The organism is Tardiphaga sp. 768_D3_N2_1, from assembly GCF_052076105.1.
Lineage (GTDB): Bacteria > Pseudomonadota > Alphaproteobacteria > Rhizobiales > Xanthobacteraceae > Tardiphaga.
Genome location: NZ_CP197245.1, coordinates 4372031 through 4389553 on the forward strand (window position 1 = coordinate 4372031; position 17523 = coordinate 4389553).

General features: G+C 61.6%; 16 protein-coding genes and 1 tRNA gene. 8 read left to right on the top strand and 9 right to left on the bottom strand.

The features are described from left to right. Nucleotide 1 precedes the first annotated feature (1 nt). Together AB8A27_RS20485 and AB8A27_RS20490 are read left to right on the top strand one after the other, a co-directional pair. The gene (locus AB8A27_RS20485; protein ID WP_441243505.1) at nt 2–451 is read left to right on the top strand and encodes an energy transducer TonB family protein; all 450 of its coding nucleotides are present in this window, start codon (nt 2–4) and stop codon (nt 449–451) included. 183 nt (nt 452–634) lie between these two features. Beyond that, the gene (locus AB8A27_RS20490) at nt 635–1039 is read left to right on the top strand and encodes a DoxX family protein (RefSeq protein ID WP_441243506.1); all 405 of its coding nucleotides are present in this window, start codon (nt 635–637) and stop codon (nt 1037–1039) included. Nucleotides 1040–1109: 70 nt separating this feature from the next. On the opposite strand, the gene AB8A27_RS20495 is transcribed toward AB8A27_RS20490, so the two are convergent. Beyond that, nucleotides 1110–1589, bottom strand: coding sequence for an Lrp/AsnC family transcriptional regulator (locus AB8A27_RS20495; RefSeq protein ID WP_092146177.1), 480 nt, complete (start codon nt 1587–1589; stop codon nt 1110–1112). A gap of 261 nt (nt 1590–1850) precedes the next feature. Between AB8A27_RS20495 and trxB the strand changes: the two genes are divergently transcribed. Further along, the gene (trxB, locus tag AB8A27_RS20500; protein WP_441243507.1) at nt 1851–2816 is read left to right on the top strand and encodes a thioredoxin-disulfide reductase; all 966 of its coding nucleotides are present in this window, start codon (nt 1851–1853) and stop codon (nt 2814–2816) included. 2 nt (nt 2817–2818) lie between these two features. After that, complete coding sequence (locus AB8A27_RS20505) at nt 2819–3742, top strand: LysR family transcriptional regulator (RefSeq protein ID WP_175500421.1); 924 nt, start codon at nt 2819–2821, stop codon at nt 3740–3742. Between the two features lie 253 nt (nt 3743–3995). On the opposite strand, the gene AB8A27_RS20510 is transcribed toward AB8A27_RS20505, so the two are convergent. Beyond that, nucleotides 3996–6380 (bottom strand): heavy metal translocating P-type ATPase, encoded by a 2385-nt coding sequence (locus AB8A27_RS20510; RefSeq protein WP_441243508.1) that lies wholly within the window; start codon nt 6378–6380, stop codon nt 3996–3998. 49 nt (nt 6381–6429) lie between these two features. Between AB8A27_RS20510 and AB8A27_RS20515 the strand changes: the two genes are divergently transcribed. Both AB8A27_RS20515 and AB8A27_RS20520 read left to right on the top strand, forming a co-directional pair. Beyond that, nucleotides 6430–6705, top strand: a complete 276-nt coding sequence (locus tag AB8A27_RS20515; protein WP_089266249.1) for a metal-sensitive transcriptional regulator — start codon at nt 6430–6432, stop codon at nt 6703–6705. A 268-nt stretch (nt 6706–6973) separates the two neighbouring features. Then, nucleotides 6974–9361, top strand: coding sequence for a bifunctional diguanylate cyclase/phosphodiesterase (locus tag AB8A27_RS20520; RefSeq protein ID WP_441243509.1), 2388 nt, complete (start codon nt 6974–6976; stop codon nt 9359–9361). Between the two features lie 93 nt (nt 9362–9454). On the opposite strand, the gene AB8A27_RS20525 is transcribed toward AB8A27_RS20520, so the two are convergent. From AB8A27_RS20525 to AB8A27_RS20535, 3 genes are all read right to left on the bottom strand, one after another. Beyond that, the gene (locus AB8A27_RS20525) at nt 9455–10135 is read right to left on the bottom strand and encodes a ParA family protein (RefSeq protein ID WP_092145694.1); all 681 of its coding nucleotides are present in this window, start codon (nt 10133–10135) and stop codon (nt 9455–9457) included. A 209-nt stretch (nt 10136–10344) separates the two neighbouring features. Then, nucleotides 10345–10716 carry a hypothetical protein gene (locus AB8A27_RS20530; protein WP_286144320.1) on the bottom strand — a complete coding sequence of 124 codons (372 nt, stop codon included), beginning with the start codon at nt 10714–10716 and terminating at the stop codon, nt 10345–10347. A gap of 173 nt (nt 10717–10889) precedes the next feature. Next, nucleotides 10890–11147, bottom strand: a complete 258-nt coding sequence (locus AB8A27_RS20535; RefSeq protein ID WP_441243510.1) for a hypothetical protein — start codon at nt 11145–11147, stop codon at nt 10890–10892. 258 nt (nt 11148–11405) lie between these two features. On the opposite strand from AB8A27_RS20535, the gene AB8A27_RS20540 reads away from it, so the two are divergent. Further along, nucleotides 11406–12053, top strand: a complete 648-nt coding sequence (locus AB8A27_RS20540) for an SGNH/GDSL hydrolase family protein (RefSeq protein ID WP_441243511.1) — start codon at nt 11406–11408, stop codon at nt 12051–12053. Nucleotides 12054–12083: 30 nt separating this feature from the next. Here AB8A27_RS20540 and AB8A27_RS20545 read toward each other — a convergent pair whose 3' ends face one another. The 4 genes from AB8A27_RS20545 to AB8A27_RS20560 all read right to left on the bottom strand — a co-directional run bounded on the left by AB8A27_RS20545 (nt 12084) and on the right by AB8A27_RS20560 (nt 13877). After that, complete coding sequence (locus tag AB8A27_RS20545; RefSeq protein WP_092145696.1) at nt 12084–12314, bottom strand: hypothetical protein; 231 nt, start codon at nt 12312–12314, stop codon at nt 12084–12086. Nucleotides 12315–12547: 233 nt separating this feature from the next. After that, nucleotides 12548–12624: transfer RNA gene (locus tag AB8A27_RS20550), tRNA-His, on the bottom strand. Nucleotides 12625–12787: 163 nt separating this feature from the next. Next, nucleotides 12788–13222, bottom strand: a complete 435-nt coding sequence (locus AB8A27_RS20555; RefSeq protein ID WP_441243512.1) for a phasin — start codon at nt 13220–13222, stop codon at nt 12788–12790. A 283-nt stretch (nt 13223–13505) separates the two neighbouring features. Beyond that, nucleotides 13506–13877, bottom strand: a complete 372-nt coding sequence (locus AB8A27_RS20560) for a phasin (protein WP_115033036.1) — start codon at nt 13875–13877, stop codon at nt 13506–13508. A 364-nt stretch (nt 13878–14241) separates the two neighbouring features. On the opposite strand from AB8A27_RS20560, the gene AB8A27_RS20565 reads away from it, so the two are divergent. Beyond that, entirely contained in the window at nt 14242–17523 is a 3282-nt protein-coding gene (locus AB8A27_RS20565; protein WP_441243513.1) for a PAS domain-containing protein, read from the top strand.

A 17523-nucleotide genomic window follows, 5' to 3' on the forward strand; every position in this document is an offset into this window, starting at 1 on the left:
CATGATCGACAAACGATTTGCCCGCAGGTCGTCCACGGCAGCGTGGGCAACCATGATCCTCATCGCATCCGTCGCCGCCGCATCGGCGCAGCTCGAGCCGGCGAAGCCGGGCAGCGCCAATCAGCCGCCGCCGCTGCTGCTCGAAGGCAAGTCCGACACGCCGGCGGCGCAAGCCGGTCGCAACCGCTGGATGGCCTATGCCAACGAAACGCAAGCGCGGATCGACGCCTATCTCAACACCAGGCGCGAGACCTTCGGCAGCAAACTCAATTTCAGCGCCGAATTGTGGGTCGATGCCCAAGGCCACATCACCAAGACGCAACTGGTGGCGGCATCCGGCAATGCAGCCTTCGACGCCGCGGCACGCAAGAATTTCGCGCCGGGCCTTACACTGCCGCCGCCGGAGAAGGACATGCCGCAGCCGATCAAGGTGCGCATGACGAACCAGTAACTGGTGAGGGTCTGCGGGTCTGCATTGCGTCGCACTACCAAAAGTAGTGCGACTGCGATGTGTAGCGGCGACCACACAGGACTGGAATAAGTCTTGCGATCACGGATTTCTCACACGAGAGTGACCGCCACTGCGCATGGCAGGAATGCTATGAGCGGATGTCATCACAGGGGGACTAATGACATGGACCAAGCCTTCGCTAAATTTCAGCCTGCTGTACTAAGCCTTTTCCGCTTCATCACCGGCCTGCTGCTGCTGCAGTATGGCATCGCCAAGATCTTCAAATTTCCGGTTCTGCCCTATTTCGCGAATATCCCGCCGCTGATTCAGGTCGCGGCATGGCTTGAGCTCGTCGGCGGTGCGCTGCTGCTGCTCGGCCTGTTCACCCGCCCGGTTGCGTTCATCCTCGCCGGTGAAATGGCTTTCGCTTACTTCCTCGGCCACATGTTCAAGGGCGCGGATCCGGTTTTCCTGCCGCTGCTGAACGGCGGCACCGCTGCCATCCTGTTCTGCTTCTCCTGCCTCTATCTCGCGACGTCGGGCGGGGGCCCGATCAGCCTCGACGCGATCCTGCGCAAGAAGAGCTAACGTCGACATCACGGCAATAAAAAAGGGCGCTCACCGCAAGGTGGGCGCCCTTTGCTTTTAGGACTCGCTGCTAATCCGCGGCCTTGAGTTCGAGCGGCACGGCAGCTGCGTATTTCGAATTCTGCAGCACCAGCGACGTGCGGACGTTGCGGACATGCGGCGCGGCCGTGAGATGGCCGACGAAATCCTGGAAGGTCGCCATATCCGGCGCGACGCATTTCAGGATGAAGTCGATCTCGCCCGACAGCATCCAGCATTCCCGCACCAGCGGCTCCTTGCGGACGAAATCCTCGAACGCCTTGAGATCGGCATCGGCCTGGCTCGACAGGTGAACCGAGGCGAAGACGGTCACGTCGAAACCGAGCAATCGGGGATCCAGCAACCCGCGGTAGCCCTGGATATAGCCAGCCTCTTCCAGGGTCCGGACCCGGCGCAGGCAGGGCGGCGGCGAGATGCCCACGCGCTTGGCGAGTTCCACATTGGTGATTCGGCCATCGGCCTGGATTTCGCTGAGAATTTTGAGGTCGATGTCGTCTAGGCTTTTCGGCACGCGGCGCGCATCCTGGCTGGTATTCAAAGAGACCGTTTGAACTCTCTTAGCGCAGGAGCCGCAACCGGCGCAATTTTATTGCGCGTGCATCGCAGAAATTAAGTGTCTCCGGGGGAAAAATTGCCGGGACGAATTGCAATTCTTGCATGGCTCGCCAGATATTCTAGACTAACAGACGACACTTTCGACGCCGCAGCGACGTGTTCGGCGGCACATTTCGCCTCAGCACTGACCAATTTCCCTTCAGAAAGGGACTCGACCATGGCCGCCCCCATCCATGCCAAAGTCGTCATCATCGGCTCAGGCCCGGCTGGCTATACCGCCGCTATCTACGCCGCACGCGCGATGCTTGAACCCGTCCTGATCCAGGGGATTCAGCCCGGCGGCCAGCTCACCATCACCACGGATGTCGAAAACTATCCGGGCTTCGCCGATGTCATCCAGGGTCCCTGGCTGATGGAGCAGATGGAGAAGCAGGCTCATCACGTCGGCACCAAGATCGTCACCGATCTGGTCAGTGACATGGATCTGAGCCAGCGTCCGTTTCGCCTGACCTGCGACAGCGGCGATGTCTATCTCGCCGACACCGTGATCCTGGCCACCGGCGCACAGGCGCGCTGGCTCGGCATCCCGTCGGAAGAGAAATTCCAGGGCGGCGGCGTATCCGCCTGCGCCACCTGCGACGGATTCTTCTATCGCAACAAGGAAGTGATCGTGGTCGGCGGCGGCAACACGGCCGTCGAGGAAGCGCTGTTCCTGACCAATTTCGCCTCGCAGGTCACCATCGTGCATCGCCGCGACCATTTTCGTGCCGAACGCATCCTGCAGGAGCGCTTGTTCAAGCACCCGAAGATCAAGGTGGTCTGGGACTCGGCGCTCGACGAGATCTGCGGCACCGAAGGCCCGGCCAAGGTCACCCATGTGCGCCTGAAGAACGTCAAGACCGGCACCATCACCGAGGTGCCAGCCGACGGCGTCTTCATTGCCATTGGCCACGCGCCCGCGACCGAACTCATCAAGGGCCAGATCAAGCTGAAGCCCTCGGGCTATGTCGAAGTGGCTCCGAATTCCACTGCAACTTCTGTACCCGGCGTCTTCGCCGCCGGCGACGTGGCGGACGAAACCTATCGGCAGGCGGTCACCGCCGCCGGCATGGGCTGCATGGCCGCCCTCGAAGCCGAACGCTATATCGCCGCGCATGCTCATGACCGCGCAGCGGCCGAATAATGATGAAACGAACCCGCGACGGATTTACGGATATGGACTGGGACAAGCTGAAGGTGTTTCACGCGGCGGCGGAAGCAGGGAGCTTCACGCATGCAGGCGAGCAACTGGGCCTGTCGCAATCGGCAGTCTCCCGACAGGTGAGCGCGCTCGAGCAGGAACTGGCTGTCTCGCTGTTCCACCGCCACGCCCGCGGCCTGATCCTCACCGAACAGGGCGACCTGCTATTCCGCACCGCCCATGACGTGTTCATGCAGCTCCAGGCGGCCCGCGCGAAGCTGACCGACAGCCGCGAGCGGCCGAGCGGCGACCTCAAGGTCACCACGACCCCGGGCGTCGGCATCAACTGGCTGATCCCGCGCCTTGGCGAGTTCACCGCGCTCTATCCGGAAATCCGCATTTCGCTGATCGTGACCGATGAGGAACTCGACCTGTCGATGCGCGAGGCCGATGTGGCCATCCGTACCCGCAAGCCGACCCAGCCGGACCTGATCCAGCGCAAGCTCTTCGCCATGGGTTTCCACGCTTATTGCTCGCCTGAATACATCAAGCATTTCGGCACGCCGCGCACCCTCGACGAACTCGACGGGCACCGCATTATCATGCTGAGCGACGCGCAGGTGTCGCCGCACCTGCAGAACCGTAGCTGGCTGATCGATGCCGGGCGCAACGGCTCCGGGCCGCGCGACCCCTATTTCAAGGTCAACAACATCCTGGGCCTGATGCGCGCCTGCCAGCAGGGTTTGGGCATTGCAGCATTGCCGGACTATCTGGTCGAAGAAAACGATCGCTTGGTTCAGCTCTTCAGCGAGTCGGACTCGATTCAACTCGATACTTATTTTGTATATCCCGAAGAGTTGAAGACGGTGGCCCGTGTACAGGTGTTCCGCGACTTCATTGTCAGCAAGGCGCAGCGCTGGCCGTCCTAACCCGCAATATTTCAGGGCTGATATGCCCACGCTTCCAGCATGTCAGACATGCCAAGTGATGCGTTGCTGCATGCCACCTGCAGGGATCATACTTCTCAGACGCTGAGATTTTGCGCTGCGCATTTGTCCCCCTCCTCCAGTGGCGCGAAGTCTCAGTAATCCCTCTTGGAAGGTGATTGTGTCGGCCTCTCAAGGCCAATACCTCAGAGCCGGGCTCGTTTGAGTCCGGCTTTTTTTTTGCATCCGCGAATTGTTAGTCCAGCTTCACTTTCGCCAGGCGCAGCGCATTCCCGATCACACTGACCGAGGACAGCGCCATCGCGGCAGCGCCGATCATCGGCGACAGCAGAATGCCGAAAATCGGATACAGCACACCGGCTGCAACCGGCACGCCCGCTGCATTGTAGATGAACGCAAATATCAGGTTCTGCCGGATATTGCTCATCACAGCCTTTGATAGTTTGCGCGCACGCACGAGGCCCATCAGGTCGCCGGTCAGCAACGTCACGCCGGCACTCTCGATCGCGACATCGGTCCCCGTGCCCATGGCGATGCCGACATCCGCCGCGGCCAGCGCAGGCGCATCGTTGACGCCATCGCCAACCATGGCGACCAGCCGGCCTTCGCCGCGCAAGCGAGTGACCACGTCACTCTTGCGCTCTGGCAATACGCCTGCTTCGACCTCGTCGATACCGAGCGTCTTAGCGACGGCTTTGGCCGTCGTCGCATTGTCGCCGGTGAGCATGACGATGCGCAGGCCATCGGCACGCAGCTTCTTCAACGCGTCCTGCGCCGATGGCTTCACGGGATCGGCAATCGCCATCACGCCGGCAACCGCGCCATCGATGGCAACGAAGATGGCAGTCGCACCGTTCTGCCGCGCCAGCTCGGCGACGCCGTCGGAGCGCGTCGTATCCACTTTCAACTCGTCCATCAGCATCGCATTGCCGAGCGCAACGCGCTTGCCATTGACGACACCCGATGCGCCCTTTCCGGACGGCGAGGCGAAGTCACTGACATCGCTCAGCACCACATTGCGTTGCTTTGCTTCATTGACGATGGCCTGCGCCAGCGGATGCTCGCTGGAACGTTCGATACTTGCAGCAAGTTGCAGAAGGTCGCTTTCATTGAAACCTTCCGCTGGCGAGATGCTCACCAGTTTCGGCTTGCCTTCGGTCAGCGTACCGGTCTTGTCGATCACAATGGTGTCGATGCCTTCCAGCCGCTCCAGCGCCTGCGCATCACGCACCAGAATGCCGGCATGGGCGCCGCGGCCGACGCCGACCATGATCGACATGGGCGTTGCGAGACCGAGCGCACAAGGGCACGCGATGATCAGCACGGTGACCGCAGCAACAAGCGCAAACGAGAGCCGCGGCTCCGGCCCGAACGTCGCCCAGGCGATGAATGCAATCACTGCAGCAGCCAGCACGGCCGGTACGAACCAGCCGGCGACACGATCCGCGAGACGCTGGATCGGAGCGCGCGAGCGCTGCGCCTTGGCGACCATGTCGACGATCCGCGACAACATCGTATCGCGGCCGATCTTGTCCGCCCGCAGCACGAGACCGCCGCTCTGGTTGACGGTGCCGCCGATGACGCGCGCGCCTTCGGCCTTGCTCACCGGCATGGACTCGCCGGTGACCATGGATTCATCCACCGACGAACGCCCTTCGGTGACGACGCCGTCGACCGGAATTTTCTCGCCCGGCCTCACGCGCAACAAATCGCCGATGGCAATGGCATCGAGGGCGACGTCCTCATCACCGTTCTCGCCAATGCGTCGCGCGGTCTTCGGCGCAAGACCGAGCAGCGCGCGGATCGCGCCTGACGTCTGATTGCGCGCGCGCAGCTCGAGCACCTGTCCGAGCAAAACAAGCACGGTGATCACCGCAGCAGCTTCGAAATAGACCGCCACAGCCCCGTGATGATCACGGAACGCGTCGGGAAACAAACCGGGCGCGAAGGTGGCAACGACGCTATAGACCCACGCCACACCGACGCCCATGGCAATGAGCGTGAACATGTTGAGATTGCGCGTGATCACCGAGCGCCAGCCGCGCTCGAAGAATGGCGCGCCGGCCCACAACACCACGGGTGTCGCCAGCACGAGCGAGATCCAGTTCGATGTGGTCTGCGATACCAGTTGCATCAGGCCGAGATGCGCGCCCATCTCCAGCACGAACACCGGCAATGTCAGCGCCAGCGCGATCCAGAAGCGCCGGGTCATGTCGATCAATTCAGGATCGGGCTTGTCGTCGAGCGAGACCTGCTCCGGCTCCAGCGCCATGCCGCAGATCGGACAGCTGCCGGGTCCTTCCTGACGGATCTCCGGGTGCATCGGGCAGGTATAGATCGTGCCGGCCGGCGCTGGCGGTGCAGGCTCCTTCGGCTTCAGAAAGCTCTCGGGATCGGCGTTGAAACGCTCGCGGCACCGGGCACCACAGAAGAAGTATTCATGGCCCTGATAGATCAGGCGGTTCTTGGCGGTCGCGGGATCGACGGTCATGCCGCAGACCGGATCGAGCACTTTGGCCGGCGCAGCCTCGGCGTGATGGTGACCATGCGAACAGCATGCACCATGCGTGTGACCGGCATGGGCATCGTGCCCCGCATGTGTGTGAGTTGTCTCTGCCATCGCGCCCTCGGCTCTTGAAATGTATACCCTATGGGGGTATATGAACCTCATGCGCAGTGAAATCAAGACGTCCTGTTTAAAACGCCTCAAACGGATCGAGGGCCAGGTTCGCGGCCTTGCCGGCATGGTCGAGGCCGACCGCTATTGCATCGATGTGGTGACGCAGATCGCTGCGGCCCGCGCAGCCTTGCGGCGGGTCGAAGAGGAGATCCTGCGAGATCATGTCGCGCATTGCGTGGAGCACGCGATCTCGTCAGGCGACAAGGCGGACCAGCGGCGCAAGATCGCCGAGCTGATGGACGTGGTCAGCCGCGTCGATCGATGATCGCAGACGCGCCGCCCTTTTTGCGAAGTCGGAAGACGGTTGATCAGTCGTTACGATTTTTGCGCGGTGAAGGTGCCGATCGAATTCGACCACACGCTTAGGTCACCAAGAGCTCGCGGATATTCGCGTAATTTACGACTGGCTAAGCATGCGCAGCGATAGCACAAGGGGCGAACCGATAGCCCCGATCGCAGGTATTTACGTGTCTTTACGTACTTATATCTAACGTCCCGCGCAATTGCGGTAATCCCGCTCGCGGTACCTGTACATGCTTACGATCTATAACTGCATCGCCAATGCCCATGATTTCAGGCTCGTCGGACTAGCGGCCATCATCTGCGCAATCGCGTCCCTCGCTGCGATCAATCTGCTTCGTCATGCCCGCAACACCACAGGCCAGATGCGCCTCGTCTGGCTCGCGATATCCGCGATCTCCACGGGCTTCGGCATCTGGGCCACGCATTTCGTGGCCATGCTGGCATTCTCGCCGGGGATGCCCAGCGGCTACAATATCGTACTCACGGTCGTCTCGCTGGTCGCCGCGCTGCTGCTGACCGGCGCCGGCCTTGCCGTATCGTTGATTCCGAATTTTCGTGCCGCCCTCTGGATCGGCGGCGCCGTCGTCGCGGGCGGCATCGCGGCGATGCATTACACGGGCATGGCCGCCTTCGAACTTCAGGCGCGCATCAACTGGGATACGACGCTCGTCATCGTCTCGATCGTATTGGGAGCCGTGCTCGGTGCGATCGCGCTTCCGGTCGGGCTGCATGGCAGCACCCTGCGCTGGAAGATCAGCGGCGCGCTGCTGCTGACGCTCGCGATCTGCAGCCACCATTTCACCGCGATGAGCGCCGTCACCATCATCCCGGATCCGGCCATCGCCGTCTCGCCGCTGACCGTTCCCGCCGGGTGGCTCGCACTTGGCGTCTCATTGATCAGCTTCGCGATCATCGGTCTTGCGCTGGCCGGAATCGTGCTGGATATCCGCGATCGCCGCCGCTCCGATCTCGAAGCCGACCGCATGCTGGGTCTCGCCAACGCCGCAGTGGAAGGCCTGCTGGTCTGCGACGGCGATACGATCGTCACGGTCAACACGTCGTTCGCCACGCTGGCGGGATCGTCCGCTGAATTGCTGATTGGCGACCGCCTGCAAGACTGTTTCCCCGATGAAGCTGCGCGCACTCAGATCATGAGCCAGCCTGACAAATCGGTGGAAGCGAACCTGCGGCAACGCAACGGCAAGACGATCCCGGTTGAATTGATCTTGCGTGGAATCGACTTTGCCGGAAGGCCACATCAGGTCGTCGCAGTACGCGACCTTCGCGAACGCAAGCAGGCCGAACAGCACATCCGCTATCTCGCCCATTACGACTCCCTGACCGGACTGCCCAATCGCGGCACGTTCCACGATCGAATCGATCAAGAGATTGCGACACTCTCCAAGGACCGCTCGCTTGCGGTACTCGCTTTGGATCTCGATCAGTTCAAGCAGGTCAATGACCTGTTCGGCCACGCCGCCGGCGACAAGGTCCTCAAGAGCGTAACGGCGCGCATCACCGCCCTGCTTGGCGAAGGCGAGATGATGGCACGTCTCGGCGGCGACGAGTTCGCCATTCTCCTGCCGAACCTGACCTCGCCCGCAGCTGCGAGTCAATTTGCCGACAGGATCGTGGAAGCATTCCGGAGCAAGGATGCCACCTTCGAACTCGGCAGCGTCACCGCCAGTATCGGCATCGCACTCTGCCCAGACGACTCCAGTGATCGCGACACGTTGCTCGCCTGCGCCGACACCGCGCTCTACCGCGCCAAATCCGAAGGCCGCGCGACCTGGCGCTTCTTCGAACCTGCAATGGGGGAATCCGTACGCGACCGCCGGCTGCTCGAACACGATCTGCGCAACGCCATCGATGCCAATCAGCTGAAGGTGGTCTATCAGCCTCAGGGGACCATGGAGTCGGGCCGCGTGATCGGCTTCGAGGCACTCCTCCGCTGGAACCATCCCGTCCGCGGCAATGTTCGCCCCGACATCTTCATTCCGATTGCCGAAGAGACCGGCGCCATTCTCAGCATCGGCGAATGGGTGCTGCGCGCCGCCTGCCGTGAAGCGGCGACCTGGAAACATCCGTTGACCATCGCGGTCAATGTCTCGGCGGTTCAGATCCACCACGACAGCTTTGTCACAACCGTCCATGAGATCTTACTGGAAACCGGCCTGCCCCCGCATCGGCTCGAACTGGAGATCACCGAGACTGCGCTGATCCGCGACTTCGATCGCGCATTGTTGACGCTGCGCCAGATCAAGGCACTCGGCGTTCACATCGCCATGGATGACTTCGGCACCGGCTACTCGTCGCTGTCGAACCTGCGCGCATTCCCCTTCGACAAGATCAAGATCGACGGATCATTCATCAGGTCGGTGAACACCAACAGTCAGGCGGCGGCAATCGTGCGCGCCGTCGTCGGCCTCGGCCGCGGGCTTGGACTGCCGGTGCTCGCCGAAGGCGTGGAAACCGAAGCGGAGTTCGCATTCCTGCGCGACGAAAAATGCGACGAGGCGCAGGGCTATCTGCTCGGCCGGCCGGCTGACATAGGCAACTTCCGTGAAGTCACCCAAGGGGTGACCTCGCCTGCCGGCGATATCGCCATTTCAGCATAGGCGTTAACACCCCACCGCCGCGATCACACCAACGACAAAAAACGCGCGAAAGGCTCGCGCGCTTTTTCTGGGGTCAAAAGAGCAGAACGGCTATCAGGCCGCCTGCTTGTGCATCGCGCCGGTTGCCGATCCGTTGCCGCGAATAGCCTTGATCGACCGTTCGATCGCCGCCCACAGCTTCCCGATCTCGCTGGCCGCGCGACCTTCTGCCTGATATTCGCGGGCGCCTTCGCCCTGGCCGAGTGCGAGCAGGAGATCTGCGCGGTTGGTGATCTGCCCCGACCACACCGGAGCCTTGAACTTGGCGAGCGCTTCGCGGGCGATCGTCACGATACGGCTTTCGGAATCGTCACGGCGCGCCGGCGCACCGTTGATGACAACCGCATAGGGCTTGCGGGCCGAGCGGCAGCTCTGGATCGTCGCCTGCACCGCGTCGACGTCGAACACGCCGGGACGCGCAGGAATGATCACCATGGTTGCGTTCTTGATGGCATCGTCGACCACAGCCGATGTGTTCGGCGGCGTATCGATGAACACCCATTCAAAACCGTCACGCTTCGCGGCGGCAACCATTTCGGTCACGCTGCGATTTGCGATCTTCAGCGGCGGTTCATTTGTTCCCCGCAGCTTGTGCCAGAGCGTCAACGAACCCTGAGGATCGGCATCGATCAACAGGCAAGGCTTCGTTGCTTTATGAACTTGAGCAGCAAGATGTGCAGCCAGGGTACTCTTCCCTGAACCGCCTTTACGCGATGCGAAAACTATGACGTTCATATGTTGGCCTCCAGATTGACCCCAGGAGGCGAAAATGAATCAGTCTGCTGATTCGTTAAAGTCATATTTACAAGCAATTCAAGGATATGTGCCTGATTTGTTTGGAATGTTGGTTTTTGAGTCACACATTGCGGCGCAACAGGCCCGAAATGAGTCAGGTGTAGTACGCTTGTCGCCACTTTGTCGCAGTCTGGTATCAAATCAGACGCTCAAATCTTGCTATCAGCGCCGTTGGAACGCGTTGAGTCCGTACTTTTGATAGCAATGCCCTTCGCACGCTGACGTTCGATCCACTTTCGCTCAAGCCAGCCGAGGAACTGCGCCACCGGTTTTTCCAGCGGCGGAATATCCTGCGCGATGAGGATGAGTCCGAGCGGCAACATCCAGAGGCCGAGCACGGGAAGAATGCTGAAAATTCCGCCGATAATGAGCAGAACGCCAAGCGGAAAACGAACGAGCCTCGATGAGGGCTTGCGCAACCAGCCTACAAATCTGGCGGGTCCGGGCGGAAGTTTGGTTTCGAACCATTCAAGGTGCCGATTGAGTTCGGCCTTGTAGTCGATCGTGGTTTCACTGCTCAAAATGATGCTCCTCATCATCCGGAGATGTTGCTTCGTGGTGTGATACCAACGTGTCAGTTTGTCGCGCGTTCACTTTTTTGCCACGATCTATGACGTCACGGTGCAGCAACTCGGCGAGATCACGCCGTTCTGCGCGCTGACTAAACTTTCGTTCACGTGAAAGCGAAGCCTGATCAGCTCCGCGTCGGTTTTTTCGCCCGTCGCGGCTTGACCGCGGGCTTGCGCGCGCTGACCGGCGTTGCCCGGAAGAATTGCGCGCAGCCCGGGCTCAATTGCGCCCGCTTCTGAATCATGCAGGCCGTCACGCGATCCACATCGGGAATGACTTCGCTGCAGAGCCGGAAGGCATCGCCGGTGCAAAGCTGTTGCTGATCTTCGGTATAGGCTTGTGACGGCGTCGCCGAGAACGACGCGCCGATCATGAGTGACATGGCAAGCGACCCGCTCAGAATCCCTGGACGTACCGGCATAGTCTCCCCCTGGTTGCACGTTATCATCGGAGTGTCGGAGACGATTGCCCGCTTGGCAAGACGGACGTGACAGGGATCGGGCTTGCCTTCGCGCCGCCCCTGTAGTTTCTCCCGGACATCGCGGCGCCGTTGCCCCGTCGTGACCTCGTGCGAGAGACGGTCCAGGATGAACAGCGAGACAAAAGCGACATTTCGAACCTGCGCGGACGGTTCACGATCATGAACTGGACCCGTATTGGTATTGTCGGCTTCGTGGGATTATGCGCCTGGGCGGCATGGCCAAAGGGCAACGACGCTGCCCCGCCGCGGCCGTTGCTGATCAAGGCAGCATTGAAACAGGTCGATGATCCCGTCGTCATCCTCGGTGACAGCATCGTCCAACGCGCCATCTTCCCGCGCGCAGTCTGCGGTCGGCCCATCGTCAATGCCGGGATCGACGGATCGACAACATCGAGCGGTCTCGATGCCATGCTGACAAAAGCACTCGGCGGGAAGCAGGCCGCCATGGTCGTCGTCTCCCTCGGACTCAACGATGCCGGCGCCCGTGTGAATGCAGATACATTCAGGACCAACTATCTCGCTTTGCTCGCGACGCTGAAATCCACCGCTCCACGACTGGCCATCGCGACCGTGACGCCCGTTGAAGCCGGCAAATCCGATAGCGCGCGCATCAACGACCGGGCGATCGACAGTTACAACGCCTTGCTGCCAAGCATCGCCGGCGATGCTGGCGCGAGCCTTGTCACCATCCCGCCCATGCCAGCGAAATACACAACCGATAGCGTTCACCTGAATGATGCCGGCTATGCAATCTGGACCAAGGCTGTTCTTGGCGGGGTCAGCGACGTCCTTTGCAAAGGCAAGTAACAGCGAAAGCGATCAACGCAGAAAACCGCATCAGGCCTCGTTGACGCCAACGCCGCGCTCGTCGAGCAGCTGCTGCCCTTTCAGCGTGATCCTGAATTTCGGTCCCGCTGCCGGCTTGGCCTGATCGACCACCTCGACAAGCCCTTGAGCAATCAGCCCGTCGAGCACTGCGCGTTTTTCGGCGTTGAGATCGAGCCCGGAGGCGCGCGCGATATCGCACATCATCGCAATACCGGCATTGCTGATATCAGCATCGATCATGATTGCCTCCTGTCGTAACCAACCAACGGAACAGACGCATCAGAGTTCCGGGGTCTTCCGGCAGGGCAAAAGTCCGCAAACACCATTGGCGGGCAGGCAGAATTCAACATTTCGGAACGTGATGACGCTGAATGATCTGACCGGTGGTCAGGCATCCTCGGCCTGACCCGAGCGGCCAGACATTGCCCGGCGACCCAGGCGGCGCTTCGTTTCAGCTAAGTGATTGATTTGCATGGTACAGTTGGGTGGGCTCGAACCACCGACCTCCTGTTCCACAGACAGGCGCTCTAACCAACTGAGCTACAACTGCATCCTTGATCGGCCCCGAAAACAGGGTCGCGAACCGGCGGGAAACTAGGTGCAACGCATCTCTTTGGCAAGGCCGCGGAGGTGCTGAAAACACGGATTATGAGGCAAAAACAAAAGCCCGGGCCACGAGCCCGGGCTTTCGCTCGCTTTCAGATGCCAGCCGCTCAGGCAGCCGGCTGGAACAGCTTCGAAGCGCCGGTCTTGATCGGTTCGGCGGTCTCGGAGGCGATCTTCTGGCCGAGTTCGGCGAGCTGCTTGGTCTGACCGGTATAGGTCTCAACCTGGCTGCGCGCAAAAGCGGTCCACAGCTCCATCACCTGCGACGGCGACTTCACGCCGATCAGCGACTGGGCGAAGTCAAAGCCCGCATTGGTGTTGGTCTTGGCGATGTCGAGCAGCTTGGCCGAATATTCGGCAGCGCCTTTGGTGGCCGTGCCGAACACGGCTTCAACCGTGCTGTTATGGGTCTCGGCAGCGTCCTTGAGCTTGGCATAGCCTTCGCGCGCCTGCGAGACGCCCTTTTCGGCGAAAGCGCGGACCTGCTCCGGCACCTGGAACGGGATAACGGAAGATGAGAACGGATCGGTCGATTCGGCCATAGCGTGCATCCTTCGTGGTGGGGGTAAAACCAATAAACCCGCGGAGGCTGCGGAAGGCACCGGTGCCTTTCATCAGCTGGCGGGAAACAGAGCGGCATCGCCATCAGCGATGCGTCATCGTGGTTACCGCAATATCATGTCGGAATTGTGCGACGCAACAGAATATTGCGCCGCAAAACCGCATGAGACCCGGATCAAATGCGCGCCCACGTCATGGAAATTGTGGCCGCTCAATCACCGATTGCAGGCCGGAAGAGACCTGGAATTCGGTCAGCTCTTCGGCTCAGCTCTTGGGCTTGGCGGCATCCATGGCAGCGCGGCTCATGATCTGGCCCATTTCGCTCGCCTGCTCTGCCAGCGACTTCATCTGTGACTGCACGTATTCGCTGTGGAGCCGCATGACGTCGCCGAGATCCTTAGCGTGCAGCAACTGCTGGGCATAATCCAGCGAGGCGGCGACGTTCTTCTCGGCATAGGCGATCGCCTTGGTGCTGACATCTTTGGCACCGGCGCGCACGGTCTCACCGCGATTTTCGATCGACGAAGCCGTGCTCTGGGCGCTGGCCAGAAACTTCTCGAATGCCTGCTTGGCCTGGTCAAAGCTGGCTTCGGCCATTGCGCGCATTTCTTTCGGAATCTCGAATTGATCGGTCATGTCCCGCTCCATTTTGCATTGACGAAGCCGCCCACGGCCCGTCTCCCGTGTCGCCCACTGCAATCTAGCCGAGCTTGGCATCGCCGATGTGACGCGGCGTCCCGTCCTCGTCCAATCCCATCGTGGACCTTTGTTTTTGTTTTGCAACCGCCAACGCGCGGGGCGCCTTTAGGTTCAGCAGAATAGCGAACCCTCGGAGCGGATTAACGTTATTGCTGCTTTGGCCTGCAGGAATGGGCCGGGGACGTGGACCTGCGCGCCGGTGCGGGCGATACTAACGAAGTATTAACGATGTCATCGTTTGGCCCGCAATCTGTGACGCGGATACCGGACGGACGCCCAACGAGTCAGTCATGAAGTGCCGATGAACAATGCGGATTTTCAGTTGCGAGGCGTCGGCGATGCACGGCTGGCCGTACACGCCACCAGCAACCAGCCGGTCTGGCTGTGGTCGCGCGACGGCACCCGTGTCCTGTGGGCCAATCCGGTCGGCGCCAGGCTGTTCGGCGCCCGTAATGCCTCAGACCTGTTTGCCAGGACTTTCGGGCCCGCCGATACCCATCGCCGCCAGATAGCCCAGCTCGGCACACGGCTGCCGGCCAGTGGAGCCATGCGGCTGGAGCGCCTGCGCGGCTTTGGCGCGGCGCTGGGCAGCCTGATGACCTGCGCCTGCTCGCAGCTTGAATTTCCCGATGGCGGCAGCGGTATTCTCGTTGTCGCAGCGGAGCCGCTCGGTGGCCGCGGCATGCCGCTGATCGAACGGCTGCAAAATCTCGTCGAGGGGATCGACACCCCGATCGCCGCCTTTGCGCGCGACGGCCTGTTCGTCGGCGCCAACGAAATGGCCCGGGCGCTGCTTGGTTTTCGCAATCTCTCCGATGCCGGCCTCGATCATGCGCGCGACGGCGCGCTGAAGGACGGCCGTATCGAAACGCCGATCGGCTTTGGCCGCATGGTGCTGCAACGCGTGGGCAGCGGCGCCGATGTCGGACTGGTGGCGCTGATCGCGCCGGGCGCTGTGCATCCGGCACCGCGCGAAGAAGAACTCGAGGCTCCCTCAAAACCCGAAGCCGGCGTTGAACCGCAAAGCGCCCTTGCGGAGCCGAGCGAGCTGTTTGTCGCATTCGATCAGGCCCCTGGGGCGAAAGACCCGAGTGAAGACGCCATCGACATCGACGCTCCGATCGAGCCGGAAAAAACCGAGACCGATCGCGACGCGCATCTCGAAGACGTCATCGCCGAAACCATCGCACATGCCGACGCGCCGGCTGAGACTCACGCGCCCTCGCCTGCCGTTGAAGCCGTTGCTGGCGAAACTGCACCCGTCGCCCTGCCCGAGATCGAACCGCGCACGACACCGCTCCGTTTCGTATGGCAGATCGATGCGGAGAAGCGTTTCACACTGAACTCTGACGAGTTCGTCCACCTGATCGGCCCGCGCACAACGGCAAGCTTTGGTCGCAAGTGGGACGACCTCACGGCTGAATTCAACCTCGATCCCGACAGCCACGTCGTCAAGGCGATGGCCACGCAGCAGACATGGAGTGGCATCACGCTGCTCTGGCCGGTGGATGGCGGTGGCCGCCTGCCTGTCGAACTTTCTGGCCTGCCGCTGTTCGATCGCGAGCGCAATTTCACTGGCTATCGCGGTTTCGGCGTTTGCCGCGACCTCGATGGGATGACGCGGCTCGCCGAGCAACGCCGGCATGATCACGTCAGCGCCCCACCGCCCAGACCATTATCCGCCGACGTCGCGCAGGCCGGCCCTGTCGGCGACAGTGTCAATGAACCGATTACTCTCACCACCGACCCGATACCAGAACAGACACCACCGCCAACCACACCGGACAGCACCGTGCAACCACCCGAGAACGTCGTGCCATTTCGACCAGGCGATCCCAGATCGCCGGCACTGACGCCTGTCGAGAACAGCGCCTTCAACGAGCTTGCACGGCAGTTGTCGGCTCGGCTCGAGTCGGAGACGGGGCTGATCGCGAGCACGAACCCGCCTGAACCAGAGAGTGCGGAAGACGCAGACAACAACGAGAGTGATGACGCGCGGACCGCTCCGCAGGCTTCGTCTCAGCCCACCGGCGCAGCCTCCCAGGCCGCGTGGCTGACGACGCCACCGGCTGCACCGCGCGGCGAAATGATGCGCGACAAGACGCTGCTCGACCTGATGCCGGTCGGCGTCCTGATCTATCGGCTCGATCGCCTGCTATTCGCCAATCCCGCCTTCCTCGCCCGGATGAACTATCCGAGCCTGAACGCACTGGAAGAAGCGGGTGGCCTCGATGCGCTCTATGTCGGAGCCGATGTCTCTTCTGCGGCCAGCACCTCCGATGACGGCACCGCCGTCACGATTTCCAGCGGTGATCAGTCCGGCACCACAGTGCCCGCCGAAGCGCGCCTGTACACGATTTCATGGGATAACGAGCCGGCGCATGCGCTGATTTTCTCTCCGCCCAAGACAGAGCCAGTCGCCGCCCCCGTCGCAATCGCTGCGCCCGCTGCGGACGCGCCACTGCCCGCCGGCCATATCGATGCTGAAGATCTTGCCGCGATCCTCGATACCACGGCCGAAGGCGTCATCATGTTCGACGCCGAAGGCAACATCAATTCCTGCAATCGCAGCGCCGAGGCGCTGTTCGGCTATAGCGGCGAACTACTGACGCAGCGGAATGTGACCGACCTGTTCGCAGCAGAAAGCCGCCGCGTGGTGCAGGACTATCTCGCAAGCGTGAAGGAAGCCGGCGTGGCCAGCCTGATGGATCATGGCCGTGAGGCCCTGGGCCAGGTGCGCGCAGGCGGCCTCGTGCCGCTGTCGATGACCATCGGCCGCACGCGCGCGGATGGACCGAACTTCTTTGCCGTGTTCCGCGACCTGACGCAGACAAAGAAGACCGAAACCGAACTGCTGAATGCACGCCGCCAGGCCGATCGTGCGGCAACGGCCAAGGCCGATGTGCTGGCGCGGATCAGCCATGAGGTCCGCACACCGCTAAATGCCATCATCGGCTTCGCAGAAGTGATGGTCGACCAGCGCTTCGGCCCGCTCGGCAACGAGCGCTATGTCGAATACATGAAAGACATTCGCGCCTCGGGCGAGCGTGTCATCGCGATCGTCAATGATCTGCTCGATCTGTCACGCATCGAGACCGGCAAGATCGACCTCGCTTTTACCACGCAGAACCTCAACGAGATGGTGGAGCAATGCGTTGCGGTGATGCAGCCGCAGGCCAATCGTGGCCGCATCATCATCCGCACTTCGCTGGCGCATCTGCTGCCGACCGTCGTTGCCGACGCCCGCGCGCTGCGGCAGATCACGCTGAACCTGATCGGCAATTCGATCCATCTCGCCAATGCCGGCGGTCAGGTGATCGTCTCCACCGCATTGTCGGACTTCGGCGAGATCGTGCTGCGCGTCCGCGATACCGGCCACGGCCTCAACGACAACGAACTCGCCGCCGCGATGGAGCCGTTCCGCAGTTCGACGCCGGCTGACTCTTCGGAGAGCTCGGGTGTCAGCCTGTCGCTGACCAAGGCGCTGGTCGAAGCCAACAATGCGCGCTTCCAGATCAAGACCGCGCCGAGCTCCGGCACGCTGATCGAGGTGGCATTTTCGAATGCGGCGGTGAAGGCCTGA